Source organism: Kribbella sp. CA-253562, assembly GCF_050942265.1.
Taxonomy (GTDB): domain Bacteria; phylum Actinomycetota; class Actinomycetes; order Propionibacteriales; family Kribbellaceae; genus Kribbella.
The window spans coordinates 8,566,648-8,590,166 of sequence record NZ_CP192049.1; the positions used below are offsets into that span (position 1 = coordinate 8,566,648).

Here is a 23,519-nt window from a genome sequence, read left to right on the forward strand (position 1 = left end):
TCCCTGGCGAGACATCACTTCGCCTGGAAGGACCCCCATGGAGACCACCGAGCCGTACGGCGACCGCCTGGCCCGCACCGAGTGGCTGATCGCCGAGCTCCGCCAGCGCGCGGACAGCTGCGAGGATCCGAACGAGCGCACCAACCTGCACCGCTCGGCCGACGCCCTGGTCCGCCTCGCCACGTCGCTGCGCCCATGACGGTCGACCAGATCCAGTCGGCCCTGCACCACCACAACGCCGGCCGCGTCATCCCCGCCGCTGCTCCGCACACCCTGCCCGAGCTGCTGACCCAGCACGCCCGCGCCGCGCTGACCCTGTCGGGCGCCGACCAGTCCGCCTGGAACGGCCAGATCGTCGAGGCCGGCGACGGCATCCTCGGCCTGGCCCACTGGGACGGCACGCTCCACCTCGACCGGGAGTTCATCCTCGCCCCACTGCACGACCTGTACGCCCGCGCCGGCGAATCCCGCCCGACCACCACCCTCGCGCGCTACCGCGACGCCCTGATGACCCTGCTTCACGAGCAGTCCCACTTCCTCGGCCCGCACGGCGCCACCCAGGAGGCGGCCCGCCAGGCCTTCCACACCCTCGGCGCCAAGGCCTTGGAAGAGGGCGTGGCCGAAGCCTGGTCCCACACCCACCTGGACGCCTACCTGCACCACCTAGCCATCCCCCACCACGCCCCAGGCATCGAACACGTCGCCACCCGCCCGTCGTACCAGTCCTACGTCCCCGCCACGCTCGCCCTCACCAACTACTTGGACCACCGCCGCTCCCAACCCCCAGGCGCCACCCTCCACCTGCTCAACCGCCAAACCACCGAAGGCCAATGGCCGCTGGTCGTCGACCTCCTCTACCGCTCCACCACACTTCCCCGCCGAGTCCCTTCCCTCCAGGAGCCCGAAGTCCGCCACCAACTCGAATCCCACCTCCGCACGGCGTTCCAGTCTCTGGAGGTCCTCCAGTTCCTCCCCCAGGACCTCGCCGCCCACCGCTCCCAGTCCACCTTGCACGCCGCCCTCACCACCCTCGACCAAGACCTGGAGCGCCTCACCAAAGCCTTTCCCCGCCCGCAGGAGCGTGTCCGCCAATCCCCCGACGACGAACTCGAGCTGACCCGGTAGCAGCCGGTCGCGGTGGATATTGACGTGCGTGACAGGTCCGGCCGCTCGACTGCCACCCAAGCCGCCGGGCGATCGCGTCGACCTGGCCGACCACCCGAACGCCACGCCGGTCTTGCCCCACGCACGACGCACCGCGCACGACGCACCGCGGTCGATGCACGGGGTCGATGCACGGCGGTCGATGCACGGGGTTCGATGCACGGGGGTCGATGCACTGCGCTGGTGCTCCGGCCAGTCCGATCGCGCGAGTACTCGGCTGCCTGACGGCGGCAGGTCACAGCGGAGCGGCTGGACGCGACGTCCGGTGCGCACGCCCTACGGCGCACCTTCGCGGCACGTCAGCGATGTGCGGCTCGACCGGAACCGCACATCCCCACCGAGCCCAGGGAGCGGCGTCCGCCTCGGCCAGTCTGCGGGCGCCGTTCGGCCAAAGCCGCCAGCACGGTTCGGCCAGATCGGCGGGGACCGTTCGGCCAGATCGGCGGGGACCGTTCGGCCAGATCGGCCGGGCGCAGTCCGGCCAGGTCCGCGGACGCCTCGCCGTGGGCGTCGCCTGCGGTCGGGTGGCACATCGTGCAGTCCAGTCGGAGTTGCCGCCGGGCGCTGACAAGCGCCACCGGGCTTCTCACCTCGGCCACCACGTCGTCGTACCGGGCCCGGTTACCGCGCGGCTCGGTAGCAGCTTGTCCCACGCTCGACCAAGACACAGTGCAGAAAGCACCGTCCCCCGAGCACGGGCTCGGGGGACGGTGGCCTGCGGGTGGCCGGCCCGCCAGAGGACGGCCTGCCGCAGGGTTCAGGGGTGGGTGCTCCAGATGCTTGGTTGGGCCGCGGTGGGACGGGCCGTTGATCGCCTCGCCGTCGCGTCAGCGAGCCGATGCCGAGTTCATTGCGCGGCGGGCCGAAGTCGCCGATCGCGGCCGCAACCCGTGTCGGGGAGGTTCAGCCGGGGGTCCGGGGGTCAGCCCGTGTCGGATTTCATCCAGGCCGGCGGGCTCCACGGCGTCCCCAGCACATTGAGCTCCGGGTTGAGCTGCGTCAGCCCATGTCGGGGTCGGCTCGAGTCGAGGGCCAGCCTTTGTCGGACTTAGACGCCGATCCCGCGCGTCCGTTCGACCCCGCCGTACTGGAGCAGTTGGGAGGTTCAGCTGGACGTCACGGTTGGCGCCGGGGGGAAGCCGGGCCGCCGCCTTCACCAGAGGAGGCGGCGGCCCTGCGGGTCAGCCCGCGGTGACTCGGACCGAGTACGCGCCGCGGCTGCCGTACGTCGAGTAGCCGGTGTTCAGCGGGCTGCCGTAGCCGACGTTGTCGACCCGGAGGTAATAGGTGCCTGCAGCAACCTGTTGGGTGATGCTCGCGCTCAGGCCGGTCGGGGTGCTCGCGTTGGTCTGGCCGGCGGCCGGGTCGGCGGTGGCGACGACGGTGCCGGCCGAGTTGAGCAGTTGGAGCTTGATGTCCAGGTCGGCGCCGCGGGCGGCGGCGTTCGCGGTGAAGGTGTAGCGGCCGGCCGCGAGGTTGGCGACTCGGAAGACATCGACGTCACTGTCGTTGGCGTAGACGCCGTTGGCAGTCGCGCCGACGGCCAGCGTCGTGGCGTCGGTGGTCGAGTTGCCGTGGTCGTCGGCGCGCAGCGCGAGGCCGTTCTGGCCGGCGACCGCGAAGTCGTCTTCCTTGTTGTTCGCGCCGGTGTACTCGCCCTTGCTCCACTGGCTGATCGCCTTGGAGTAGCCGACGCCCATGATCGGGGCCCAGGCGCCGTGGCCCTGGTAGTAGCCGACCGACGCCGTGCCGTCGTGGCTCAGGCCGATGTTGTGGCCGGCCTCGTGCGACGCCGCCTCGGCGATGTTCTTCGCGCCGGTGCCGACGCCCTTGGTGAAGACCAGCGCCGGCTGGTAGTACGCGTGCCGGCTCGCCTCGTCGTACACACCGACGTACGCGACGCCGCCACACCCGCAGCCCGACTGGTACCAGGTGCCCGGGTCGATCAGGACGCGCGTGCCGTACTGCTGGTCCGACGACCCGGACCGCGTGATCGCCGACTCCGCCGGCGCCTGCGTGGTCACGTCGACGTCGAACGGCGCGTAGTCCTCGGCGATCCGCGCCCACACGTCCCGTACGACGTCCTGCTCGGCGGTGCTCCAGTTCGCGGCGTTGCCGTCGGTGTCGTACGCCCCGACGTTGACCGTGGTCGGCTTGCCGCCGGTGTTCCAGGCGGTCCCGGTGATCGTGTGCCCGTCGAAGTCCAGGTAGATCACCCGGTTCGCGCCGGGCTTGCTGTGCAGCTCGAACGCCGGTCCGGCCGCGACGGTGGAGCGGACGGGAGCGGTCGCCCAGCGCGGAGACGCGGCCGACGCGGTTCGCTCGGCCTTGGTCGCCATCGGCTCACGGAAGAAGAGCTTGCCGGTCTTGTCCAGCCAGCTGGTCTTGTCGGTGGCCAGGATCTGCTGGAGCTTCTGCTCGGCGATCCCGTTGCGCTCGGCCAGCTCGGCCAGGCGCGGCTGGAGCTTGCCCAGCGCGGCCTTGCCCTGGAGCTGTTCTCCGATCACCTGGTCCAGCGGGGTGGGGGCGGGCTGCTGGGCGTCGGCCTGGTTGCCGGCCACGACGGCCAGCGCGCCGAAGACGACGGCACCGGCTCCGACGAGCGCGCCGGTACGACGGATCCTGCTCTGCATGGGGGGTCCTCCTCAGGGACTCCTCGGGAACCGTGCGTGCGCGGGCGGCGCGCGAACGGTCCCTGCCTCACGTGCGGTGGGCGTATCCGCACGGTGCGTAGCCTGCCCCAGAGGTTGCCGCGGTGTACATGGTCCTGACGCGGACTTAACCTTTCTCGACACGTTGGCAGGCCAGACCAACTTCGGTCAGAGCACGAGCACCTGGCGGATCGACGTGCCGGCGGCCAGCTCGTCGAAGGCTTCGTTCAGCCGATCGAGCGAGACGGTGGAGCTGAGCAGCCGATCGACCGGCAGGCGACCGGCCCGGTACAGCGCGATGTAGCGGGGAATGTCCCGGCTGGGAACGGCTGATCCGAGGTACGAGCCCTTGAGCGTGCGCTCCTCGGCGACCAGCGATACCGCCGGAATGCTCAGCGTTTGCGAAGGATGCGGCAGTCCGACAGTGACGGTCGTCCCACCTCGGCGGGTCGCGGCGTACGCCTGCTCCAGAACCGCGGCGCTGCCGACCGTCTCGAATGCGTAGTACGCGCCGCCGACGGTCGCCTCCCGTACGGCGTCCACCGGAGAGTTGCCGCGGGCATCGATGGCCACGGTGGCGCCGAGCGACTCGGCCAGCCGCAGCTTCTCCGGTACGACGTCCACGGCAACGATCGGGTGCGCACCCACCAGCACCGCGCCGAGCAACGCCGACAGCCCGACCCCGCCGAGACCGAAGACGACCGCGCTCTGACCGGCCTGGACCCGGGCCGTGTTCACGACGGCGCCGACGCCGGTCAGCACCGCGCACCCGAACAGCGCCGCGATCTCCGGCGGCAGCGACGGGTCGATCTTCACCGCCGACCGGGCCGACACCACCGCGTGGTCGGCGAAGCCCGAGACGCCGAGATGATGGTGAACGCCGTCCAGCCGCCGCGGGCCGCCGAGCAACGTGCCGGCGGTGTTCGCGGCCGCGCCCGGTTCGCACAGGGCGGCACGCCCTTCCGCACAAGGCCCGCAGACCCCGCACGCCGGGACGAACGCGAAGCCGACCGTGTCCCCCGGCGCGAACTCCGGCGACTCCGACCACACCACCTCGCCGGTCGCCTCGTGCCCGAGCAACATCGGCATCACCCGCGGCCGGGATCCGTCGATCACCGACAGGTCGGAGTGACACAACCCGGCGGCGCGCACCCTGACCAGCAGCTCCCCCGGTCCGGGATCGGCCAGCTCGACCTGCTCGATCCGCAGCGGCCGCGACTCGGCGTACGGCTGAGGCAGTCCCATCTCCCGCAGTACGGCGCCCTGCACGATCATCCGGCGATTCCCTCCAGCGCGCTGCGCAGCTCGTCGGGCAGCGGGACCGGCCGGCGGTTCTCCCGGTCCACGAACACGTGCACGAACCGCCCGAGCGCGGCCGGCTCGTCACTGCCCGCGCGGAACAGCCCGATCTCGTAGGTCACGCTCGAGTTCCCCAGCTTCGCGACCCGCAACCCCGCATCCACCGTGTCGGGGAACGCCAGTGACGCCTTGAACGTGCACTGCGACTCCACACAGAGCCCGATCACCGGCCCGCGGTGGATGTCGAGCCCGCCGGACCGGATCAGGAACTCGTTGATCACCGTGTCGAAGAAGCTGTAGTACTCGACGTTGTTGACGTGCCCGTACACGTCGTTGTCCTTCCACCGCGTCGTGATCGCGTGGAAGTGCGGGAAGACGGACCGGTCCACCGGCCCACCATAAGGTGCGTCGCATGACGTACGTCCTGATTCCCGGCGCGGGCTGTACGCCGTACCACTGGCATCCGCTGACCGACGAGCTGCGCCGGCGCGGCCACTCGGTGATCGCGGTCGACCTGCCCTGCGACCACCCGACCGCCGGCTTCTCCGAGTACGCCGACGCGGTGGTCGAGGCGATCGGCGACGCCGGCGACGTGACGCTGGTCGCCCACTCGCTCGGCGGGATGACCGCACCGCTGGTCTGCGAGCGGATCGACGTGGAGCTGATGGTCTTCGTGGCCGGCATGGTGCCGCGGCCCGGCGAGTCGGCCGAGCAGTGGTGGGTGAACACGGGCTATCCGTGGAGCGGCGAGGAAACTGCGGACGCCTTCTTCCACGACCTGGCGCCGGAGCTCGCGCAGGAGGCTCTGCGGCAACTGCGGCCGCAGTCGGGCGCGCCGATGAGTACGCCGAACCCGCTGCGCGCCTGGCCGGACGTGCCGACCCGGGCGGTGATCGCCCGTGAAGATCGCCTGTTCCCGCCGGACTTCCTCCGCCGGATGACCGAGGAGCGGCTGGGAATGCCACCTGACGAAGTGAGCGGCGGGCACTTCCCCATGCTCGGCCACCCGGTCGAACTCGCCGACCTGCTGGAGCGCTACCCCAGCTGATTCCGCACAACCTACGGTGCCGTAACTTACGGTGCCGTAGGGTGGGGGGACGTCGACGAGAGGAAACCTGGTGTCCGACAAGCTGGTCACGAACCTGCTGCACGAGCTGGAACCTGTCGTCGAGGAGAACCTCGAGCGGCACCTGAGCATCACCAAGGACTGGAACCCGCACGACTACGTGCCGTGGAGCGAGGGCCGGGACTTCGCGTTCCTCGGGGGCGAGGACTGGGCGCCGGAGCAGTCGCGGCTGGACCCGGTGGCCAAGGTCGCGATGATCACGAACCTGCTGACCGAGGACAACCTGCCGTCGTACCACCGGGAGATCGCCACCCAGTTCGGCCTCGACGGTGCCTGGGGCACGTGGGTCGGCCGCTGGACCGCCGAGGAGGGCCGGCACGGGATCGCGCTGCGCGACTACCTCGTGGTGACCCGCGGCGTCGACCCGGTCGAGCTCGAGGTGGCCCGGATGGCGCACATGACCGCCGGGCACCAGGTCGAGAAGAACATGCTGGAGGCCGTCGCGTACGTCAGCTTCCAGGAGCTGGCCACCCGCGTCTCGCACCGCAACACCGGCAAGGCGACCGGCTGCCCGATCGCGGACCAACTGCTGGCCCGGATCGCGACCGACGAGAACCTGCACATGATCTTCTACCGCAACCTGGTCTCGGCCGCCTTCGAGGTGGCGCCGAACGAGACCATGCGCGCGGTCACCAACGAGGTCGCGGACTTCTCGATGCCGGGGGCGACGATGGAGGGGTTCGCCCGCAACTCGGTGACGATCGCGAAGGCCGGCATCTACGACCTGCGGCTGCACCACGACGAGGTGGTCGCGCCGATCCTGCGCAAGTGGAAGGTCTTCGAGCGCGAGGACCTGAGCGGCGACGGCGCGAAGGCGCGCGACGAGCTGGCCGAGTTCATGACCGAGCTGGACGCGCAGGCGTCGCGTTTCGTCGAGCAGCGCGACCGGCTGCGGGCTCGTCAGGCGGCCCGCGCGCAGGCGTGAGGACGGCGTACGGAGGCCCGGGTACGGCGTACTAGGGTCGCGGCATGACCGATCGGCTGCCTGACCCCGTGATCCTCGACAAGCTCGCCGCGAAGCTGGTGGCGGCTTCGGGACGTGAGTGGCGAGTCGACGGCGATGTCGTGCGGGGCCCCGGCACGGTCGGCGTGACGCTCGGCGAGGACCACGCCCGTGACGCCGGCCATCTCGACCTGAACTTCGTGCTCAACCTGGACCGGCCCGAGACGACCACGCTTTCCGACTGCGTGGCCGGCTACGGCGACTCCGTCGAGGACTCGGTCGACCGGGCGATCGACCTCTGGCTCGGTACGACGGGCAGCGCGGTCTTCGAGCTGCTCGTCCAGGACGGGTCGTTCGCCGGCCACTTCGGCGCCGACGACCCGGGCGGCTTCCCCGGTTGGCACCTGATCCACGGCGGCATCGTCGGATGGGGCACCGGCGCCGAGCACCAGGCGGCGCAACTGTGGGCGCGCGACCATCTGCTCGCCCCGGTCCTCGCGCCGGTGCTGACCAAGGATCTCCAGCTCACCGGCGGGCAGCTGATCGGAATCAAGGTCTTCTTCGGCGGTCGCGAAGGCTCCGAGACGGCCGAGGTCCGGGTCAACGGCGAGGTGCACGAGACGGCCAGTGCGGCGATCGCCGAGCTCGACTGGCCTCGGCCGGTGGACGACCTGACCTACGCCCGGACCTTTCTTCTCCTGGTGCAGACCTCAGCCGGGTAGGTGTGAGCTGCCGTAGCGCTTGGCGGAGGCACTCTGCTGGGCCAGCCGCCGCAGGGCGAGCAGCACCGGCCCACCGAGTGCGGTGACCAGCACGGTGGCTTCCACCATGCTTTGCCGATCCCCTGACGGCAGATGCGCGACCTCCGCGTCGGCGATCTCGGCCGCTGCCTTGGCGTAGACCTGCAGCAAGTCGTCGTCCAGGTGGTAGCCGACCTTCTCCAGCGCGTCCAGCGCTCCGGCGAGCAGGACGCGGTCGGTCGACTCGGCGAAGACCAGCCAGCCGTGCTCCGCGATCAACTCGTCGACGCGCAACCGCGACTCGACGGTCGCCGTGAGGTCGTCCGGGATCAGCGCGCCGTGCGCCGCGCCGAGCACCTCGTGCACCTCCCGGGACTCCTCGTCCACCTCGGCGAGCACGCTGCGGACCCGCGCCAGCGACAGCCCGCCCGACTCGACCAGCGCCCGGATCAGCCGCAGCCGGCGCACGTGCGACTCGTCGTACCGGCTGCGGGTGGCGCCGACCGCTACACCCGGCGCGAGCAGGCCCTCGCGCAGGTAGTACTTGATCGTCGGCACCGGCACGTCGGTCCGCCGGGACAGCTCTGCGATCCACATTCGTCCTCCTGTTGACTTTTGGAGAGTATCACTCTCCAATGTTGGGTAGCGGGACTATCCAAAGGGGTGACAGGGATGATCGAAGGACGGCAGACGGCGGCGTACGACGGAGACCTGGTGGTTTTCCTGATCGGGATGCGGGTGAACAAGCTGCGCGCGCTGCGCCGCTGGCTCCCCGTCGCCCGCGCGATGGGGCCGATGCTGCGCGAACTGAGCGCCGACCCGGACAGTGGTCTGCTCGGCTTCCGCACGTTCCCCGGACTGCGCAGCGTGACGATGGTGCAGTACTGGGAGTCGGCCGAGAAACTGCAGGCGTTCGCCAACGACGCGCAGCGCACGCATCGCCCAGCCTGGGTCGAGTTCTACAAGCAGTCCTACCAGGGCAGCGCCGTCGGCATCTGGCACGAGACCTTCGTGGTTCCGGCCGGTCACACCGAGACGATCTACGGCAACATGCCCCTGCTCGGCCTCGGCAAGGTGGCCGGCGTCGTCCCGGTCAACCGCCGCGGCGCCACCGCGGCCGAACGGCTCGCGCGCTGACGTCTATACAGTGCAGGCGTGCAGTTCATCCGGGATCTGGGCAGGCTGCTGCGGCGGGGTGACTTCCGGCGGCTGTTCGCCGTGCGGCTCAGCTCGCAGTTCGGCGACGGCGTGTTCCAGGTCGCGCTCGCGTCGTACGTGCTGTTCTCGCCGGAGCGGGCGCCGGACGCGGCGGCGATCGCGGGGTTGTTCGCGGTCGCCCTGTTGCCGTACTCGGTGCTCGGGCCGTTCACCGGGGTGTTGCTGGACCGGTGGTCGCGGCGGCAGATCCTCTTCGGCGCGAACGTCACCCGCGCCGCGCTGGTGCTGGTCGTCGGCGCAATCGTTGCTGTGGGCAACGCCGGAGTGCCGTTCTACCTGGCGGTGCTGCTCACCCTCGGGGTGAACCGGTTCCTGCTCTCCGGCCTGTCCGCGGGGCTGCCGCACGTCGTCGACGCCGACGAGCTGGTGATGGCCAACGCGGTCACCCCGACTTCCGGAACGGCGGCCTTCCTCGTCGGCGGCGGCGCCGGTGCGGGAGTGAAGCTGCTGTCCGACTCCGATCTCGCCGTTCTCGGTACGACGTCCGCCGTCTACCTCGTCGCAGCCCTGCTCGCGTTGCGTCTCGGACGGCGGCAGCTCGGGCCCGATCTCAGCGGCGACGAACCCGGCGTGGTGGAGGCGATCCGCGGGATCGCGAAGGGCCTGGTCGACGGCGGCCGGCATCTGCGCGAACGCCGCCAGGCCGCGCTCGGACTGGCCGCGATCGGATCGCTGCGGTTCTTCTTCGGCCTGATCACGGTCGCGATGATCCTGCTCTACCGCAACGAGTTCTACGGTCCGGACCAGCTCGACCAGGCGTTCGGCGCGCTCGCGCTGGCCACCGGCGCGGTCGGTGCGGGCCTCTTCCTCGCCGCGCTGGTCACCCCCTGGGCGACTCGCGCGCTGACGCTGCGGCGCTGGATCACGGTCCTGTTCGTCGCCGCCGCCGTCATCACCGCGTTCCCCGGCGGCCTCTACACCCAGCCGGCGGTCGTGGTCGCCGGATTCCTCACCGGGTTCTGCGCCCAGGGCGTGAAGATCAGTGTCGACACCCTCGTCCAGACCCAGGTCGACGACGTGTACCGCGGCCGGGTGTTCTCGCTCTACGACATGATCTTCAACGTCGGGCAGGTCGCGGCGGCCGCGCTCGGCGCGCTGATCCTGCCCGACGACGGGAAGTCGTACCCGGTGCTCGCGTTCATCGTGCTCGGGTTCGCGGTCAGTGCGGTGGTGTACTCCCGGTCAAGCGCCCCGAAGCGCGGTGATCGGCTCGATCGCCGAGGCTTTCCAGGCCGGGTAGGTGCCGGCGAGCAGCCCGATCAGAGCGCCCAGTAGCGGCGACCCGATCGCGAGACCGGTGTCGAGGATCGGCGTCCAGTCCCGGAACCACGACACCCCGATCGTCAGCAGCACACCGACCGCCGTACCGAGCAGGCCGCCGAGGAACCCGACGATCACGCTCTCGACCAGGAACTGGACGGCGACGTGTCGTCGCGCGGCGCCGAGCGCCCGGCGCAGGCCGATCTCGGAGACGCGTTCGAGCACCGAGAGCAGCGTGACGTTCGCGATGCCGAGGCCGCCGACCAGCAGCGCGACCGCGCCGAGCAGCAGGAACAGGGCGTTCAGGTCGGACTCGACGCCCTTGCGGACCCCGCCCTGGACCGGCGGAGCGTCGACCTTGAGCGAGCTCGGATTGTTCGGGTCGATCGCGACCGGCGCCTGACCGGCGATCAGCTGAGCGGCTCCGACCTGGGTGGTGATCTCCAGCGCGTCCGGTGCCTCCAGCTCGTACGCCGCCTTCGCCGCGCCGTTCGGCATGATCACGCCGTCGAGCAGCTCGGCCCGCCCTGAGAGGCCGTCCAGGATGCCGATCACCGTGTAGGCCTGGTCGCCGATGAACACGGCCGGCTGCGAGTCGACCCGGTTGATGCCGAGCTTCTCGGCGGCATGCTTGCCGAGGACAACAACTCGGTCGGCGCGCGTGTCGTGGCCGGCGTCGAAGAACCGGCCCGTCCGCAGTTGCGCCCGCACCGCGTCGAAGAGCCCGGCGGACCCGGCCATCACCTGCAGCGCGTAGCCGTCCTTCTGTCCACCGATTCCCGCCACGCTCCGCACCCGGTCGTCGCCGACTTCCAGCAGGCTGAAGGTCCCGGCAGCATCGACGCCGTTCAGCCGCTTGATCCGCTCCGGCGCGTCCCACGGCAACTGCGTCGCCGCCTCGCCTTCGGACTTCTCATCTGGCTGGACGACGACGCGCGTGGCCGCCGCGAGGTCGAACCGCTGCGTGATCTGCCCGGCCGCGGTCTGCCCGAGCCCGACCGTACCGACCAGCGCGGCGATCCCGAGCACGGTCCCGAGCGTGGTCAGCACCAACCGGGTCGGCCGAGCCGACACCCCGGCCAACGCCTCGTCGAGCAGATCCCGCACCGCGGGTCCGCGGGTCAGGCGCTTCTTTCTCCGCAGCCGGTGACGGATGCGGGACGTGGACGGCTCGCCGGCGGGATCCGGGGAGCCGGTTCTGGGGGTCACCACTGGAGGGTTCCGTCGACGATGCGGACCTGGCGCTGGGCGCGGCGGCTGACGTGGTCGTCGTGGGTGATGACGGCCAGCGTCATGCCCTCGGCATGCAACTCGTCGAAGACCTCGAGAATGGCTTCCGCGTTGGCGGTGTCGAGATTGCCGGTGGGTTCGTCGGCCAGCAGCAGGCTCGGCTCGGCGACCAGCGCCCGGGCGATCGCGACGCGCTGCCGCTCACCGCCCGACAGGGTCCGAGGACCGAACTCCATCCGGTGCGCGAGGCCGACCCGCTCCAGGGCAACCCGCGCCCGCGCCATCCGCTCGCGCCGCGGCACCCCGACGTACACCATCGAGAGCGCGACGTTTTCCAGCACGGTCCGGTGGTCGAGCAGGTGGAACGACTGGAAGACGAACCCGATCCGCTCTCCCCGTAGTACGGCGCGCCGCCGCTCGCGCAGGCTGGACGTGTCCACCCCATCGAGCCGGTAGACGCCGTCGCTGGGGTTGTCGAGCAGCCCGAGCAGGTGCAGCAGCGTCGACTTGCCGGACCCGGACGGGCCGACGATCGACAGGTACTCCCCCTCCCGGATGGTCAGGTCGATGCCCTTGATCGCGCGCACCTCGGGCGGCCCGGGGAAGAACCGGCGAACGCCGATCATCTCCACCACCGGCGCCGGCAGCGCGACGGCCGTCGCGCCTCCCAGCCGCGCTACATCCGCCGTCATGTGCCCACCACCACTTGGTCGCCTTCGGCCAACTTGGCGTCGCCGGTCGCAGTGACCTCGGCGAAGCCGTCCGCCGACAACCCGACCTTGACCGGCACCAGCTCGACCTTGCCGTCGCGCAGTACCTCGACCCGCGACGACCCGTCCGAGCCGGCCGACAGCGCGGCCACCGGTACGGCGAGCACCTTGCCCTTCGTGCTCTTCACCGGGATCGTGACCCGGACGTTCGCCTCGCGCAGCCGTTCCAGCTGGGCGGCGGTCAGCGACTTCGGCGCGACCACGACGTCGTACTGGTCGGCGTTGCGGGTGATCCGCCGCACGGTCGCCGGAATGATCGTGCCGTCGCCGAGGTCGAAGCTCGCGGCCATGCCGGTCTTCAGCTGCTCCTTGGTCTGCGCGTCCACCTTGACGGTGACCACGAGCGAGGCGCCGCTGACCGACATCACCACGCCGCTGACGACACCGCCGCGCTCGACCTTCACGTCGTCGACCCGGCGGGGCAGCGACTTCACGAACACCACCTCGGAGACCGGCAACGGCGTACCGGCCTTGAACTCGGCCTCGTCGAGCTCCTCCTGCGCGTCGTTCAGGTTCTCGGTCGCGTCGTCGACCTGGCCCTGCTCGACGGTGAAGTCCTTCTTGCCCGGTGTCGCCTTGGCCTGCTTGAGCGCGGCCTGCGCCTGCCGCAGCGCGTTCTTCGCCTGGTCGACCGCCTTGTCGGCGCCATCGACCGCCTGCGTCAGCTGCTCGTCGGCTTCCGGTGCCTCGTAGCCGGCCGCCTCGTAGAGCTGCTCGACGGCGGACGCCGTCCCGCCGTCGTACTCGGAGTCGACCGTGCCCGGGTCGAAGCCCAGCCGGTTCAGCGTCTGCTCCAACTGCAGCACGTCCGGCCCTCGGCTGCCCGGACTGAGCGACCGGTACATCGGCAGGACGCCGGCCAGCCCGATCACCGGCCGCCCGGCGATCTCCAGCAGCACCTTGCCCTCCTTGATCGTCGACCCGACGGCCGGCACCTTGCCGGTGACCACCGCGGGCGTCTTCAGCCCGCTCGTCTCGACCCGCACGTTCACCGCGCCGTCGAACGACGTGTCACCGCGGCCGACCACTTTGCTCGACAACGCCTTCTTCTCCACCGGCACGGTGATCTGGGACGCCTTCGGCGGCGCGGTCTTCGCGGCCGCGTCCTCCGGCGACTGGATCCGGCTGCCGGCCGCCACGCCGACGCCGAGCGACATCGCCGCCACCGTGGACACGCCGATCAGCACCCGCCGCCGCGACTTGGGTGACGCGTTCACCGCTCGGCCATCGTGTCGCGGTACTGCTCGAGCTCGGCCTTGTGCTGCTCGACGAACTCCTTCTCGTGCTCGGTGCTCGCCTGCTTGTACGGCGCGTCGTACGTCTTGGCCTTGCAGCCCTGGTCGGCCTTGGCCAGCTCGATCTCGGTCTTGCGCAGGTCGGCCAGTTTGGCGGCATCGACCTTGTCCAGCGACGGAGCGCCGATCACCACCGACGGGCCGTCCTTCTTCGGCTTCTTCGTGCCGGTCAGCTCGTCGAGCTTGCTCGAGATCTGGTTGCGCGGGTCGTCGACCTTCGTGAAGCCGGAGTGCCCCGCGTCGGCCATGCAGTCCGCCCAGGCGCTGGTCGCCTCGACCACCCGCTGGTCGCTGTCGATCCGCTTGCGCAGCGCCTCGAGATCCTTGAACAGCGATTCGAACTTGCTGAAGTCGGCCAGCTTGTCGTCGGACTTGCCGTAGACCTCCTCGCTCGCCTTGCCGCGACACCCGAGGTCCTTGAGCGCCGGCCGCTTGCCGTCGGCCGGAGCGGCCTGGATCGCGCCGCCGCTGGTCGCCAGTTCACCGTTCAGGGCCTTGTCGTAGGCCTTCTGCGCGGCCGGCGAGAGCGCGCTGCGGATCTTGGCGTTCGGGTCGGAGTCCTCGTCCGGTTTCGACCAGTCGATCGTGCTGATGCCGTAGCCGTACTGCTCGGCGAACTTGTCGGGCGGCAGGTCGAAGGCGTCGTTGAACTTCGACTTCGGATTCGCCTCCGGCGGCACCGCGACGTACTCGAAACCGGCGGCCTTCATGCAGGCCGCGGTGGCGTCCTCCATCTTGCGCTGCTTGGCGAGCTGCTCCTCGCTCGACTCCGGGCCGCCCACGGCACGGGTCATCCGCACCATTCCACCGCTGCTGCTGCTGAAGCCCTCGCCCATGTACTCCGCGAGCGGGCTCTTGTCCTCGCTCTCGACCGGGTTCTCGTCCGCGCCCGGGGAGTTGACCGCTCCACACCCGGCCAGGGCCAGGACCGCGATCAGCGACAGTGCTTTGCGTGAGTTCTTCATGGCAGCGAGCCTGGCCGGACGGCGGTGAAGAACCTGTGAAGGACCGATCAGCACCTGATGCTCTCAGCCGATCTTCATCGGATTCTCATGAAGATCAGTCATCGTCAGTGACATGCCAGCCCGGATTCTTGTCGCCGAGGACGACCGGAAGCAGGCGGAGCTGATCCGGCGCTACCTCGAGCGCGAGGGTCACCTGACGGTCGTGGTGCACGACGGGCGGGCGGCCATCGACGAGGCGCGCCGGCGCAGCCCCGACCTGCTGGTGCTCGACGTGATGATGCCGAAGGTCGACGGTCTGGACGTCTGCCGGGTGCTGCGGGCCGGCCAGGGCGAGGGCGCCGACGTGCCGATCATCATGCTGACCGCGCGCTCGACCGAGGACGACCTGCTGCTCGGCCTGGATCTCGGCGCCGACGACTACCTGACCAAGCCGTACAACCCGCGCGAGCTGGTCGCCCGGGTGCGGACCGTGCTGCGGCGGACCCGGATCCGGTCCGAGGGCGAGGTGTACCGGGTCGGCGACCTGGAGATCGATCCGGCCCGGCACGAGATCCGGCTGGCCGGCGAGCTGATCGAGGCGACCCCGGCGGAGTTCAAGATCCTGGCCTGCCTGGCGGCGTCACCGGGCCGGGCGTTCTCCCGGCAGCAGTTGCTGGAGCACGCCTTCGGCTTCGACCACTACGTGTTCGACCGGACCATCGACGTGCACGTGATGAACCTGCGCAAGAAGATCGAGGCCGCGCCGGGCAACCCGAAGTACCTGCGCACCGTGTACGGCGTGGGCTACAAACTGGCCGACAAGGTGGTCTCCGATGCGTCGTAGCGTGCTGATCCGGTTCCTCGGCCTGTCACTGGCGGTCGCGCTCGGCGCGGTGATCGCGACCGCGGTGATCGCCACCTACAGCACGTCGGAGCAACTGCAGGGCGAGATCGACACGAACATCTCGCAACTGGAGGTCGACACCCGGATCTTCGCCGAGCTCTCCGACTACGCAAGCGACCACTCGTCCTGGAAGGACGTCGACAAGCTGGTCCAGCAGCTGGCCGACGACACCGGGCGCCGGGTCGCACTGACCGGGCCGGACGGGTCGGTGATCGCGGACTCGGCCAAGCGGCTCGGCGCCGCCCCCGACCTGCCCTCGGTGCCGGCGGCAACGATCAACGCCAGGGAGCAGGGCAGCGGCGCCTTCTTGCGGGCGCAGGCGGTCGCAGGGGTGTCGACGACCCGGATGACGACGGTCACCAAGCCGGCGCTGAGCTCGATCGCCATGGGGCCGTACAAGTCGTGGGGACTGAGCGCCGAGGAACTGCGCGACCGCGAACAGCTCGCGCAGCAGGCGGCCGAGTGCTACCGGGCCCAGGGCAGGAACGCAACGGTCTCCAGCGGTGGCGATGCCGCACCGCAGGTGATGGTCGAGGACGGCCGCACGCCGGACGGTGTCACGGTGATGGGCTTCCCCGCGAAGGGGGCGCCCGCCGGTGACCCGTGCCTGCCGGCCGGGCTGTACGCCCCGAGCGCGAAGGCGCAGCAGGTGAACGTGGAGGAGGTCAAGCGCTCGCAGGCCTGCCTGGAGGCGCAGGGCGAACCGTACGAACTGAACCGGACCGACGGCCTCACCGCGGTCGTGCCACCGGGCGAGACGCTGCCGACGAACCAGTTCATCCAGTGCACGACCACTGCCCGGTCCGAGGCGCTCGCGCCGTACGTCGCTCCGGAGGCGCGGCTCTACCTCGGGTCGAAGAGCACGTTCAACGTGTTCTCCACCGAAGGACTGCTGCGTACGGCGGCGACGGCGCTCGGCGTACTGCTGATCGCGGCGCTGGTGATGGTGTTCGCCGGACGCCGCCTGGTCCGCCCGATCCTCGCGCTCACCGGGGCCGCGCAGCGGATGACCAACGGCGATCACGCGGCCCGTGTCCCGGTGTCGGGCAAGGACGAGTTGGCCCGGCTCGGGCACGCGTTCAACGCGATGGCCGAGTCGATCCAGCAGCACGACCACCAGCGCAAGGCGATGGTCAGCGACGTCGCGCACGAGCTGCGCACTCCGCTGGCCAACATCAAGGGCTATCTGGTCGCGTCCGAGGACGGCGTCGTACCGCTCGATCGGGAGCTGGTCACCTCGCTGCTGGAGGAGACCGGCCTGCTCGAACGCCTGGTCGCGGACCTGCAGGACCTCGCCCTGGCCGACGCCGGCATGCTCCGGATGCATCCGGCACCGCGGGACCTCTCGGAGCTGGCCGGTCAGGTCGTCGGCGCGCATCGCCCGGCCGCGGAGGCCGCCGGTGTCACGCTGACCGCGGCCACCGACGGGCCCACGCCGGCGGTCGTCGACAGCGCCCGGATCCGCCAAGCCCTCGGCAACCTGGTCTCCAACGCGATCCGCTACACCCCCGACGGCGGCCGCGTCGTCGTCGGCGTGCGCCGCTCCGGCGACGACTACCTGCTCACCGTCACCGACAACGGCACGGGCATCGCCGCCGAACACCTTCCCCACCTGTTCGACCGCTTCTACCGGGTCGAGCACTCCCGCTCCCGCGCCACCGGCGGCAGCGGACTCGGCCTGGCCATCACCAAGCACCTCGTCGACGCCCACCGAGGCACCATCACCGCCACCAGCCGGCCGGGGCACGGCTCCACGTTCACCATCCGCCTGCCCGCGCGCCCACCGGAAGAACCTTCCGCTGACCGGGGGGTCGCTGCGACACTGAGCCGTGAGCTATCCGCCGCCTCCGCCGCCTCTGAACTACACCCCGTACGGCGGGCCGCCGAAGAAGAACCGGGCCGGGCTGATCATCGCGCTGCTGATCGGCGTGGTGGTCGCGTGCGTGGGCGCGGCGGGCTATATCGCGTACGACCTGGTCAGTGATCGCGAGAACGAGCCGAAGGCAACCGAGCAGACCGACGGAATGCCGGTCGGCACGCCGTCCGCGAAACCGACGCCGGTCAAACCGAGACCGTCGGCGACCAAGCCGGTGGTCAAACCGACCGCCAAGCCGACCGTGAAGCCGACCGTGAAGCCGACGACACCCAAGCCGCCACCTCTCCCGGTCTCGAAACCGGCTCAGGCGGCCGCACTGGCCAAGACCTTCGTTACCCATCTGAACGCGAACCGTCCCGAGGCCGCCGGTGCGCTGGCCTGTGCCGAGGCCAAGGACTTCGTGCCGGCGCTGATCGGCAACCTGGTCGCTCCGCCGACCCAGCTCACGGTGGGCCGGGCCACCCAGGCGCCCAACATCGTCGTCTTCCAGCTGAGCGGCCGCACCAAGGGCAAGGCGGCGAGCGGAGTCGTGCTCATCGAGATCGTCGGTTCGCCCTGCGTGAAGGTCGTTCAGGTCACGACGTTCGGATAGCCAGCGCCCGGGCCGTCTCGATCAGGTTGTCGCCGGTGGGCAGCGTGGCGATGATCGGCGTGTCCAGGCCGTTGTCGACGTACGCCTGGATCTTGGCGCGGCAGTCGTCGGCCGACCCGTGCACGACCAACTCGTCGATCACCTGCACCGGTACGGCGGCCATCGCGGCGTTCCGGTCGCCGGCCGCCCAGGCCGCGCGCATCGGGCCGAGCAGCTCGGCGCGGCCGAGCCAGTCGTGGAAGGCCGAGTAGCCGGGCACGGTCAGGTACGTCGCGATCAGGAACCGGCCGATGTTGCGGGCCATCTCCACGTCCTCGGTGACGCAGACGAAGATCCTTGCCGCCAGCTCCTTGCCGTCGCCGAGCTCGGCCCGCACCTGCTTGACGTCCTGCGCCGACAACCAGTTGGTGATCGCGCCGTCGGCCTCGCGTCGAGCCAGCCGCAGCATCTGCGGCCGCAACGCCGCCAGCATGATCGAGGGCGGTACGCCGGGCGCCTTCTCCAGCCGGAACCGCTTGATCGTGAAGCTCTCGAACTCGCCGTCCACCTTCTCGCCGGCGAACGCCTGCCGCAGGAACCGCAGCACGTCGCGGGTCCGCGCCAGTGGCGGGTCGTAGGCGATCCCGTTCCAGCCGGTCACGATGGTCTCCGACGACGCCCCGATGCCGAGCACGAACCGCCCGGGCGCGAGATCGGCCAGCGCCGCCGCGCTCATCGCCAGCGCGGCCGGCCCGCGGGTGTGTACCGGGACGACGGCCGTCCCGAGCCGCAGCTCCTCGTCCCACTGCGACGCGAGCACCAACGGCGTGAAGGCGTCCGCCCCGGCCACCTCGGCGGACCACAGGTCGGTGTACCCCAGCGAGGCCAGCTCGCCGATCAGTGCCTTGTGGTCGCGCAACGGCACCCCGGTCAACGGAACGGTCAGTCCCCAACGCATCAGATCAACCTCTTCAGCAGCGGTAGCGGCGCGAACTTCATGATCCTTGCCAACGGCATCCACGGCCAGGCGGGCACATAGGCGCGGGCCTTCTCCGCCTCGATCGCGGCCACCATCGCGCGGACGCCGACCTCGGTGCCGACGATCAACGGCGTCTTCGCGACGTGCTCGTTGAGTTCGGAGTGGATGTAGCCGGGGTAGATCGCGCTGACCTTGATCGGCTTGCCGAGCAGCTCCACCTGCAGCCCCTCGGCGAGCGACCCGATCGCGGCCTTGGTCGCGGCGTACGTGGTGACGGTCTTGGGCAGGCCGCGGACTCCGGCGACCGACGACACCATCACCAGGTGACCGGCGTTGCGGGCCCGGAACAACTCCATCGCCGCCTCCGCCTGGGCGAGCGCGGCGACGAAGTTGGTCTGCGCGGTCTGCAGGTTCGCGTCGAACCGGCCGGTGCCCAGCGGCGCACCTTTGCCGATCCCGGCGTTGACGACGATCCGGTCCAGCCCGCCGGGCAGTTCGGTGTCGATCGTGCGGAAGGTCGCGAACACCGCGTCGTGGTCGGTGACGTCCAGCCGGTGCGTGACCACGGTGATGCCGGGATGCGCAGCCAGCAGTGCGTCTCGCAGCTCGATCAGCCGGTCCTCACGCCGGGCGGTCAGCGCGAGGTTGCGCCCCTTCGCCGCGAACTGCCGGGCCATCTCCGCGCCGAGGCCGGAGCTCGCGCCGGTGATCAGGATGTTGCGTCGCATCGCCGCCCTATCTGTAGGTCAGTTCGTCGGTGCCGTCGAGATGACCGTGCTCGTTGTAGCTGATCACGGTCAGCCCGCTGCGGCCGGTGACCAGCTTGGTGATCGCGGTGTTGATCGTGACCGGATTCAGGCGCAGCCACAGGTCGTCGCCGCCGGACCACAGCCGCCCGACCACGGCTGCGATCGGGCCGCCGGACGTGAACACCAGCGCGGTCTCGCCCTTGCCCACCCGCTCGGCCGTACGCCGTACCGCCGACTCGGAGCGATCGCAGAAGGCTGTGAAGCTCTCGGTGTACCCGTCGCCGCCCAGCGTCCAGCGCTCGGTCGCGGCGGTGAACATCTCCTGGAACGCCCGGGTCGGATGCCCGGTCCGGGCCAGATCGGCCAGCAGCACCGCCCGCCGCTTGTACGCCGGCTTGTGCGCGACGATCACCTGGTCGTGGTCGAACTCGTTGAACCCCTCGTCCACCTCGACGTCGGCCGGCAGTCCCGCGGCCGCCAGGGCGAGCGACGCCGTCCGGTGGTGCCGCTGCATCGCACCGGTGACGACGACGTCGGGCTTCACGCCACGGTCGGCCAGGGCTTCGCCGAGCCGGACCGCCTGTCGCTCGCCGAGCGGCGAGAGCCGGTCGTAGTCGCTCTTGCCGAACGAAGCCTGCGCGTGCCGGATCAGGTAGATGGCGCCCATTCAGGCCTTCCGGAGGAGGTGTCGGCAACGGCGTTCGAGCAGGTTGACCGGGAGCCAGAGGTTCTTGAACCGCGGGTTCCGGGTCTGCTTGTGGTGGTAGCGGTAGTAGATCTGCTGGGCGATCACCGCGAGCCGGAACAGACCGAACACCTCGTAGAAGACCCAGTCGCCCCGGTCCAGGCCGGTCCGGTCACAGTAGTAGCCGACGATCTCGTCGCGGCCGATCATGCCCGGCGCGTCCGAGGGCTGCAGCCGGAACCGCCGGAACGCCCAGTCGTCGTCGGCCTGGACCCAGTACGCGAGCGCGCTGCCGAGATCCATCAGCGGATCGCCGATCGTCGCGAGTTCCCAGTCGAGCACGCCGACGACGCGCAGCGGGTCCGCCGGGTCCAGGACGACGTTGTCGAGGCGGAAGTCGTTGTGGATCACGCAGGTCCCGACGTCGGCCGGGCGGTTCGCCTCCAGCCAGGCCATCACCTTCTCGGCGCCCGGCACGTTCCAGGTCTTCGCCTTGCGGTAGCGCTCGGACCAGCCGTGCACCTGGCGCTCGACGTAGCCGTCGCCGCGGCCGAGATCGGCGAGTCCCGCCGCTTGGGGATCGACCTGGTGCAGAGCGATCAGCGTGTCGATCAAGGTGAATCCGAGCTGGCGGGTCTGCTCGGGCGTCAGGTCGACGCCGAGCTCGGACCGGCGCGGGATCGTGCCGGCGATCCGCCGCATCACGTAGAACTCGGAGCCGAGCACGCCGGGATCGGTGCAGTGGGCAACCATCTCCGGCACGTACGGGAACACCGGCGCGAGCCCGGCCTGGATCCGGTACTCGCGGCCCATGTCGTGGGCGCTCTTCGCCTTGGTGCCGACCGGTGGGCGGCGCAGGATCAGATCGCGATCGGCGTACCGGAGCAGGTAGGTGAGGTTGGACGCGCCGCCGGAGAACTGGCGCACCTCGGGCAGCCCGGCCGGCAACTCGGTGTGTGTGCGCAACCAGGTGTCGACGGCAGGCACGTCGAAGGAGTCCTCGTCGCGGACGGCGCGGGCTCCCTCGACCGCGTCAGCGGCCACTACCGCTCTCCGCGGCCGGCACCTGGTCTCCGCTCGCCGGGGCGCCAGCTTCCTCCGCGCGCCGACGAGCGCGGGCGGCGATCTTGCGCATCTGCCGGTCGTACAGGGGCCGGGCGAACCGCTTGGTCCGGTAGGCCAGCAGCGCCGGGCGATCCGGGATGATCAGGAACTGCTTCTTCTTGATCCCGGCCAGCACCGCCACGGCGATGTCGTCCGCGGTCCGCGGCGACTTCTCGATCAGCCGTCGCGCCGCCTCGCCCATCGTGGTGTCCGCACCCTGCAGCGAGTCGGCCAGGTTGGTCCTGAAGAACGACGGGCAGACCACCGACACGGTCACGTCGTACGGGTGCAGCTCGTGCGACAACGTCTCGGACAGCGCGACGACGGCGGCCTTGACGGTGTTGTACGAGCTCATCATCGGCGGGTGCACCAGCCCGGCTGCGGACGCGGTGTTCACGATCTGGCCGGAGCGCTGTCGCTTGAACAACGGGGTGAACGCGCGGCAGCCGCGGACCACGCCCATCAGGTTGATGTCGATGACGCGGTCCCACTCGGCCAGCGTCTCGACGTCGATCCGGCCGCCGGTGGCGATCCCGGCGTTGTTCACCAGGATGTCCAGCCCACCCCAGGTCCGCTCGACCCAGTCGACCGCGGCGTCCCAGTCCTCGGCGCTGCGCACGTTCAGCTTCCGGTACGACGCGCCGGCCGGCGGCGTCACCTCGTCCGCCACGTCGGTGCTCAGGACTTGGTGGCCCTCAGCAACAAATCGCTCGACCAGGGCGAGTCCGAGCCCGCTTGCTCCACCGGTGACCAGCACCCTGCTCATTCGGACTCCTTGTACTTGGCCAGCTCGATCCGCGCGACCACTCCACGGTGCACCTCGTCGGGCCCGTCCGCCAGCCGCAGCGCGCGGGCACCGGTCCAGGCCGCGGCCAGCGGGAAGTCGTCGGACAGCCCGCCGCCACCGTGCAACTGGATCGCCATGTCGATCACGTCCTGGGCCATCCGGGGCACGGCGACCTTGATCTGGCTGACCTCGCTGAGCGCGCCGGCCAGTCCCTGGGTGTCCAGGAGATGGGCGGTCTGCAGGACCAGCAGCCGGGCCTGGTTGATCGCGATTCGGGCGTCGGCGATGCGTTCGCGGTTCCCGCCGAGGTTGACCAGGGGCTTGCCGAACGCCGTCCGGCTCATGCCGCGCCGCACGGCCAGCTCGAGCGCGTGCTCGGCCAGGCCGATCAGCCGCATGCAGTGGTGCACCCGGCCGGGACCGAGCCGGCCCTGGGCGATCTCGAACGCGCGACCGGGGCCGACCAGGATGTTCTCGGCCGGGACCCGGACGTCGGTGAAGGAGACCTCGCCGTGGCCGTGCGGTTCGTCGTACCGGTGCATGGCGGGGAGCAGGCGCTCGACCTTCACGCCGGGGGTGTCGCGTGGGACCAGGACCATCGTGTGCCGGGCGTAGCGGTGCGCGTCCGGATCGGTGAGGCCCATGAAGATCAGCAGCTCGCAGTCGGGGTGGCCGACGCCGGTGCTCCACCACTTCCGGCCGTTGATCACCACCTGGTCGCCGTCCGGGATCGCGGTCGCCGCCATGTTGGTGGCGTCGGAGGACGCGACATCCGGCTCGGTCATGCAGAACGCCGACCGGATCGTGCCGTCGAGCAGCGGTTCCAGCCAGCGCTTCTTCTGCTCGGGTGTCCCGTAGCGCAGCAGGACCTCCATGTTGCCGGTGTCCGGGGCGTTGCAGTTGAACACGTACGGCGCGAGGAAGGACCGGCCGGTCAGCTCGGCGATCGGTGCGTAGTCCAGGTTGCTGAGGCCTTCGCCGTACTGCTCGTTGCCCGGTTCGGCCGGTGGCAGGAACAGGTTCCACAGCCCTTGCGCGCGGGCCTTCGCCTGCAGTTCCTTGAACACCGGCTGCGGCTGCCAAGGATCCGCCGCGGCCTTCGTCGCCGCGTGCAACTCGGCCTCGACCGGCTCGATCTCGGTCCGCAGGAAGCGGCCGACCTGCTCGATCAGCTCCGACGCCCTGGCGGACGGTTCGAACCCCATCACCACTCCTCGTGCTGGA

24 protein-coding genes are annotated in these 23,519 nt (G+C 70.4%); 10 read left to right on the forward strand and 14 right to left on the reverse strand.

Annotated elements, in window-relative coordinates; genetic code table 11:
* The first annotated feature begins 37 nt into the window (after window positions 1–37).
* Window positions 38–199: a hypothetical protein gene (locus tag ACQPXM_RS40860; protein WP_432943358.1), complete on the forward strand. Its 162-nt coding sequence runs from the start codon at window positions 38–40 to the stop codon at window positions 197–199.
* Window positions 196–1,125, forward strand: a complete 930-nt coding sequence (locus tag ACQPXM_RS40865; protein ID WP_432943359.1) for a hypothetical protein — start codon at window positions 196–198, stop codon at window positions 1,123–1,125. The genes ACQPXM_RS40860 and ACQPXM_RS40865 overlap by 4 nt, the downstream gene beginning before the upstream one ends.
* A 1,220-nt stretch (window positions 1,126–2,345) precedes the next feature.
* On the opposite strand, the gene ACQPXM_RS40870 is transcribed toward ACQPXM_RS40865, so the two are convergent.
* The 3 genes from ACQPXM_RS40870 to ACQPXM_RS40880 all read right to left on the reverse strand — a co-directional run bounded on the left by ACQPXM_RS40870 (window position 2,346) and on the right by ACQPXM_RS40880 (window position 5,503).
* Window positions 2,346–3,797 carry a zinc-dependent metalloprotease family protein gene (locus ACQPXM_RS40870; protein ID WP_432943360.1) on the reverse strand — a complete coding sequence of 484 codons (1,452 nt, stop codon included), beginning with the start codon at window positions 3,795–3,797 and terminating at the stop codon, window positions 2,346–2,348.
* A 186-nt stretch (window positions 3,798–3,983) separates the two neighbouring features.
* The gene (locus tag ACQPXM_RS40875; protein ID WP_432943361.1) at window positions 3,984–5,090 is read right to left on the reverse strand and encodes a zinc-dependent alcohol dehydrogenase family protein; all 1,107 of its coding nucleotides are present in this window, start codon (window positions 5,088–5,090) and stop codon (window positions 3,984–3,986) included.
* Window positions 5,087–5,503: an acyl-CoA thioesterase gene (locus tag ACQPXM_RS40880; protein WP_432943362.1), complete on the reverse strand. Its 417-nt coding sequence runs from the start codon at window positions 5,501–5,503 to the stop codon at window positions 5,087–5,089. The genes ACQPXM_RS40875 and ACQPXM_RS40880 overlap by 4 nt, the downstream gene beginning before the upstream one ends.
* A gap of 23 nt (window positions 5,504–5,526) precedes the next feature.
* On the opposite strand from ACQPXM_RS40880, the gene ACQPXM_RS40885 reads away from it, so the two are divergent.
* The 3 genes from ACQPXM_RS40885 to ACQPXM_RS40895 all read left to right on the forward strand — a co-directional run bounded on the left by ACQPXM_RS40885 (window position 5,527) and on the right by ACQPXM_RS40895 (window position 7,905).
* Complete coding sequence (locus ACQPXM_RS40885) at window positions 5,527–6,162, forward strand: alpha/beta fold hydrolase (protein ID WP_432943363.1); 636 nt, start codon at window positions 5,527–5,529, stop codon at window positions 6,160–6,162.
* Between the two features lie 70 nt (window positions 6,163–6,232).
* On the forward strand, window positions 6,233–7,165 hold the full coding sequence (locus tag ACQPXM_RS40890; protein ID WP_432943364.1) for an acyl-ACP desaturase: 933 nt from the start codon (window positions 6,233–6,235) through the stop codon (window positions 7,163–7,165).
* 44 nt (window positions 7,166–7,209) lie between these two features.
* Window positions 7,210–7,905, forward strand: coding sequence for a DUF6348 family protein (locus ACQPXM_RS40895; RefSeq protein ID WP_432943365.1), 696 nt, complete (start codon window positions 7,210–7,212; stop codon window positions 7,903–7,905).
* On the opposite strand, the gene ACQPXM_RS40900 is transcribed toward ACQPXM_RS40895, so the two are convergent.
* Window positions 7,894–8,520: a MerR family transcriptional regulator gene (locus ACQPXM_RS40900; protein WP_432943366.1), complete on the reverse strand. Its 627-nt coding sequence runs from the start codon at window positions 8,518–8,520 to the stop codon at window positions 7,894–7,896. The genes ACQPXM_RS40895 and ACQPXM_RS40900 overlap by 12 nt on opposite strands.
* Window positions 8,521–8,595: 75 nt before the next feature.
* Here ACQPXM_RS40900 and ACQPXM_RS40905 point away from each other — a divergent pair, with 75 nt between their 5' ends.
* Both ACQPXM_RS40905 and ACQPXM_RS40910 read left to right on the forward strand, forming a co-directional pair.
* The gene (locus ACQPXM_RS40905; protein ID WP_432943367.1) at window positions 8,596–9,060 is read left to right on the forward strand and encodes a DUF4188 domain-containing protein; all 465 of its coding nucleotides are present in this window, start codon (window positions 8,596–8,598) and stop codon (window positions 9,058–9,060) included.
* A gap of 18 nt (window positions 9,061–9,078) precedes the next feature.
* Window positions 9,079–10,416, forward strand: a complete 1,338-nt coding sequence (locus ACQPXM_RS40910; protein ID WP_432943368.1) for an MFS transporter — start codon at window positions 9,079–9,081, stop codon at window positions 10,414–10,416.
* Here ACQPXM_RS40910 and ACQPXM_RS40915 read toward each other — a convergent pair.
* Genes ACQPXM_RS40915 through ACQPXM_RS40930 form a run of 4 tightly spaced genes read right to left on the reverse strand, consistent with a single transcriptional unit; the run spans window position 10,324 to window position 14,661 of the window.
* Complete coding sequence (locus ACQPXM_RS40915) at window positions 10,324–11,610, reverse strand: ABC transporter permease (protein ID WP_432943369.1); 1,287 nt, start codon at window positions 11,608–11,610, stop codon at window positions 10,324–10,326. The two genes, ACQPXM_RS40910 and ACQPXM_RS40915, sit on opposite strands and share 93 nt — an antisense overlap.
* Window positions 11,607–12,323 carry an ABC transporter ATP-binding protein gene (locus ACQPXM_RS40920; RefSeq protein WP_432943370.1) on the reverse strand — a complete coding sequence of 239 codons (717 nt, stop codon included), beginning with the start codon at window positions 12,321–12,323 and terminating at the stop codon, window positions 11,607–11,609. The genes ACQPXM_RS40915 and ACQPXM_RS40920 overlap by 4 nt, the downstream gene beginning before the upstream one ends.
* On the reverse strand, window positions 12,320–13,618 hold the full coding sequence (locus ACQPXM_RS40925) for a peptidoglycan-binding protein (RefSeq protein WP_432943371.1): 1,299 nt from the start codon (window positions 13,616–13,618) through the stop codon (window positions 12,320–12,322). Before ACQPXM_RS40925 ends, ACQPXM_RS40920 begins: the two co-directional genes overlap by 4 nt.
* The gene (locus ACQPXM_RS40930; RefSeq protein ID WP_432943372.1) at window positions 13,615–14,661 is read right to left on the reverse strand and encodes a hypothetical protein; all 1,047 of its coding nucleotides are present in this window, start codon (window positions 14,659–14,661) and stop codon (window positions 13,615–13,617) included. The genes ACQPXM_RS40925 and ACQPXM_RS40930 overlap by 4 nt, the downstream gene beginning before the upstream one ends.
* Before the next feature lie 112 nt (window positions 14,662–14,773).
* On the opposite strand from ACQPXM_RS40930, the gene ACQPXM_RS40935 reads away from it, so the two are divergent.
* Genes ACQPXM_RS40935 through ACQPXM_RS40945 form a run of 3 tightly spaced genes read left to right on the forward strand, consistent with a single transcriptional unit; the run spans window position 14,774 to window position 18,012 of the window.
* Window positions 14,774–15,484: a response regulator transcription factor gene (locus ACQPXM_RS40935; RefSeq protein ID WP_432943373.1), complete on the forward strand. Its 711-nt coding sequence runs from the start codon at window positions 14,774–14,776 to the stop codon at window positions 15,482–15,484.
* Window positions 15,474–17,528: a sensor histidine kinase gene (locus tag ACQPXM_RS40940; RefSeq protein ID WP_432943374.1), complete on the forward strand. Its 2,055-nt coding sequence runs from the start codon at window positions 15,474–15,476 to the stop codon at window positions 17,526–17,528. Before ACQPXM_RS40935 ends, ACQPXM_RS40940 begins: the two co-directional genes overlap by 11 nt.
* Complete coding sequence (locus ACQPXM_RS40945; protein WP_432943375.1) at window positions 17,488–18,012, forward strand: hypothetical protein; 525 nt, start codon at window positions 17,488–17,490, stop codon at window positions 18,010–18,012. The genes ACQPXM_RS40940 and ACQPXM_RS40945 overlap by 41 nt, the downstream gene beginning before the upstream one ends.
* On the opposite strand, the gene ACQPXM_RS40950 is transcribed toward ACQPXM_RS40945, so the two are convergent.
* The 6 genes from ACQPXM_RS40950 to ACQPXM_RS40975 are packed head-to-tail and all read right to left on the reverse strand — an operon-like array spanning window position 17,996 to window position 23,500.
* The gene (locus tag ACQPXM_RS40950) at window positions 17,996–18,949 is read right to left on the reverse strand and encodes an LLM class F420-dependent oxidoreductase (protein WP_432943376.1); all 954 of its coding nucleotides are present in this window, start codon (window positions 18,947–18,949) and stop codon (window positions 17,996–17,998) included. The genes ACQPXM_RS40945 and ACQPXM_RS40950 overlap by 17 nt on opposite strands.
* Complete coding sequence (locus ACQPXM_RS40955) at window positions 18,949–19,698, reverse strand: SDR family oxidoreductase (protein WP_432943377.1); 750 nt, start codon at window positions 19,696–19,698, stop codon at window positions 18,949–18,951. The genes ACQPXM_RS40950 and ACQPXM_RS40955 overlap by 1 nt, the downstream gene beginning before the upstream one ends.
* 7 nt (window positions 19,699–19,705) lie before the next feature.
* A complete protein-coding gene (locus ACQPXM_RS40960) occupies window positions 19,706–20,386 on the reverse strand; it encodes a histidine phosphatase family protein (protein ID WP_432943378.1) in 681 nt (226 codons plus the stop codon).
* Window positions 20,387–21,448: a phosphotransferase family protein gene (locus tag ACQPXM_RS40965; protein ID WP_432943379.1), complete on the reverse strand. Its 1,062-nt coding sequence runs from the start codon at window positions 21,446–21,448 to the stop codon at window positions 20,387–20,389.
* A complete protein-coding gene (locus tag ACQPXM_RS40970) occupies window positions 21,438–22,274 on the reverse strand; it encodes an SDR family NAD(P)-dependent oxidoreductase (RefSeq protein ID WP_432943380.1) in 837 nt (278 codons plus the stop codon). Before ACQPXM_RS40970 ends, ACQPXM_RS40965 begins: the two co-directional genes overlap by 11 nt.
* Window positions 22,271–23,500: an acyl-CoA dehydrogenase family protein gene (locus tag ACQPXM_RS40975; RefSeq protein ID WP_432943381.1), complete on the reverse strand. Its 1,230-nt coding sequence runs from the start codon at window positions 23,498–23,500 to the stop codon at window positions 22,271–22,273. Before ACQPXM_RS40975 ends, ACQPXM_RS40970 begins: the two co-directional genes overlap by 4 nt.
* Window positions 23,501–23,519 lie beyond the last annotated feature (19 nt).

Coding starts and splice junctions, on each gene's coding strand:
- ACQPXM_RS40885 (WP_432943363.1), top strand. CDS start 5,527: ATGACGTACGTCCTGATTCCCGGCGCGGGCTGTACGCCGTACCACTGG.
- ACQPXM_RS40975 (WP_432943381.1), bottom strand. CDS start 23,500: ATGGGGTTCGAACCGTCCGCCAGGGCGTCGGAGCTGATCGAGCAGGTC.
- ACQPXM_RS40870 (WP_432943360.1), bottom strand. CDS start 3,797: ATGCAGAGCAGGATCCGTCGTACCGGCGCGCTCGTCGGAGCCGGTGCC.
- ACQPXM_RS40875 (WP_432943361.1), bottom strand. CDS start 5,090: ATGATCGTGCAGGGCGCCGTACTGCGGGAGATGGGACTGCCTCAGCCG.
- ACQPXM_RS40860 (WP_432943358.1), top strand. CDS start 38: ATGGAGACCACCGAGCCGTACGGCGACCGCCTGGCCCGCACCGAGTGG.
- ACQPXM_RS40905 (WP_432943367.1), top strand. CDS start 8,596: ATGATCGAAGGACGGCAGACGGCGGCGTACGACGGAGACCTGGTGGTT.
- ACQPXM_RS40935 (WP_432943373.1), top strand. CDS start 14,774: ATGCCAGCCCGGATTCTTGTCGCCGAGGACGACCGGAAGCAGGCGGAG.
- ACQPXM_RS40940 (WP_432943374.1), top strand. CDS start 15,474: ATGCGTCGTAGCGTGCTGATCCGGTTCCTCGGCCTGTCACTGGCGGTC.
- ACQPXM_RS40920 (WP_432943370.1), bottom strand. CDS start 12,323: ATGACGGCGGATGTAGCGCGGCTGGGAGGCGCGACGGCCGTCGCGCTG.
- ACQPXM_RS40895 (WP_432943365.1), top strand. CDS start 7,210: ATGACCGATCGGCTGCCTGACCCCGTGATCCTCGACAAGCTCGCCGCG.
- ACQPXM_RS40970 (WP_432943380.1), bottom strand. CDS start 22,274: ATGAGCAGGGTGCTGGTCACCGGTGGAGCAAGCGGGCTCGGACTCGCC.
- ACQPXM_RS40960 (WP_432943378.1), bottom strand. CDS start 20,386: ATGGGCGCCATCTACCTGATCCGGCACGCGCAGGCTTCGTTCGGCAAG.
- ACQPXM_RS40955 (WP_432943377.1), bottom strand. CDS start 19,698: ATGCGACGCAACATCCTGATCACCGGCGCGAGCTCCGGCCTCGGCGCG.
- ACQPXM_RS40950 (WP_432943376.1), bottom strand. CDS start 18,949: ATGCGTTGGGGACTGACCGTTCCGTTGACCGGGGTGCCGTTGCGCGAC.
- ACQPXM_RS40900 (WP_432943366.1), bottom strand. CDS start 8,520: ATGTGGATCGCAGAGCTGTCCCGGCGGACCGACGTGCCGGTGCCGACG.
- ACQPXM_RS40865 (WP_432943359.1), top strand. CDS start 196: ATGACGGTCGACCAGATCCAGTCGGCCCTGCACCACCACAACGCCGGC.
- ACQPXM_RS40930 (WP_432943372.1), bottom strand. CDS start 14,661: ATGAAGAACTCACGCAAAGCACTGTCGCTGATCGCGGTCCTGGCCCTG.